We start from the raw sequence: 1,551 nt of genomic DNA, 5'->3' as shown, positions 1-1,551 counted from the left end.
CCCCGGTGGGGCCCGCCGCACCCGCGTCCGGGGGCCGGGTCCTGCTTGCGCTCGGCACCGACGGCGAGCGTGCGCTCCCCGCATCCACGTCGATGGAGGCCGGGTCGACGCCGGGCAGGCGGATCCTGAGACGCGGTCCACCCCAGCAGGTCACCTCTGTGGTGAAGTCTGCGGCCCGGTCGTTGCCCCGGTCGTCCGTGTTCACCGCCTTCTCGTCCTCCAACGCCTCGGTGGACGCCAGACGGGTGAGCCCGACGATGGCCGAGTGCAGAAACGTGCGCCCCCCACCGGTGTCCCGTCCCTCGCAGTGCCCCCACGGCGACTGTGACAGGGACCCGCTCGTCTCACTTCCGCCTGCGCCTCGTGGCAACAACCTCATGACCCACAACAGCTGACACGCCCCGACGACGGTCACCGCGTCACCGGCCGGCAGAACCGTTCGTCATTGCCCCGCCAATGCGCCACCGGGCCTCGACTCACCCTTCCCTGCGTGTGGATCGCAGTGGTATGTGGCGGGGCTTTATCGGAGCGTGACGGCAGGGACGGGGATCACCGGGCACCGTCCACCATTCGGGGAACCTCAGCGGAGACCGTCCGCACCACCTCAGGGTCTGTAGCGCTTCAGCAAGGTGTCGGAGTCCCCGTCGCGTCCGACGACAATGAAGCCTTGGCGTTGGTACAACTTGCGTGCGAGGTTCCCGTCTTCCACGCTGAGGCTGATGCCGGGTAGATCGAGTCGTCTACCCTGGTCGACCAGTGCCTCGAGGAGCGCTGGGCCGATGCGGTTTCCGCGGTGTTCGGGCGCCACGGCCAGCGTGAGCTCAGGGATATTATCGGCCACATAGCCGTAGCCGCGATCCGAAGCGGGTAGAAAGCGAGCCCAAGCGGCACCGGCAGGATGGCCAGAGCGTTCGGCGATGACGCCGAAGTCGGTGGCCGTCATCCAACCGTCGATGTAGTGCGCCGCTTCAGGGCGGTTCAGTACAGCGGGGTCGAAGTCGGAGTCGCCACGCCAGTTGAAAGCCTCAGCGAGCATGCGGCGGAGGAAGGCCGCGTCATCGCTGGTAGCGGGACGGTAGGCAATGTCAGTCATTTCTTGGTCCTATCCAGGTGAAGGTGTTGCTACCGGTGGTGCTGGCCAGATACGGGGATGCGTGTGGCCAGGACAGCGACGAGCAGGAAGGTGAAGCGCCCTGGGTTTCGTTCCGAGGTCAGGACGCAACGGGCGCTGAATCCTGATCGTGAGTGTAGGCCGCCTCGACCTCCGCGGGCGTGCGATAGCCCAGGGCCTCGCGAAGACGGGAGGTGTTCCACCAGTGCACCCACCCCATGGTGGCCAGCTCGACCGCCTGCACGGACTCCCACACGCGCTTGGAGTGGATGAGTTCGGCCTTGTAGAGCCCGTTCACGCTCTTAAGCGAGGGCGTTGTCGTACCAGTCGCCCACTGTGCCCACCGAAGCCGTCACCCCGGCGGTGATGAGCGCGTCTGAGTACGCCATGCTGACGTACTGGCTTCCCCGATCCGAGTGGTGGATCAGGCCCTGCCGCCC

General features: G+C 66.8%; 1 protein-coding gene and 1 pseudogene. Both read right to left on the bottom strand.

From position 1 onward, the window contains the following. Positions 1-604 precede the first annotated feature (604 nt). Complete coding sequence (locus tag MLY01S_RS11845) at positions 605-1,093, bottom strand: GNAT family N-acetyltransferase (RefSeq protein ID WP_067192433.1); 489 nt, start codon at positions 1,091-1,093, stop codon at positions 605-607. A 118-nt stretch (positions 1,094-1,211) separates the two neighbouring features. Continuing rightward, positions 1,212-1,551 (bottom strand): annotated as a pseudogene (locus MLY01S_RS12550) (transposase); the annotation flags it as partial.

Origin of the sequence: Micrococcus lylae NBRC 15355, assembly GCF_001570885.1 — a bacterium.
Classification (GTDB): domain Bacteria; phylum Actinomycetota; class Actinomycetes; order Actinomycetales; family Micrococcaceae; genus Micrococcus; species Micrococcus lylae.
This window is presented reverse-complemented; position numbering and strand designations above follow the sequence as displayed.

Coding starts and splice junctions, on each gene's coding strand:
- MLY01S_RS11845 (WP_067192433.1), bottom strand. CDS start 1,093: ATGACTGACATTGCCTACCGTCCCGCTACCAGCGATGACGCGGCCTTC.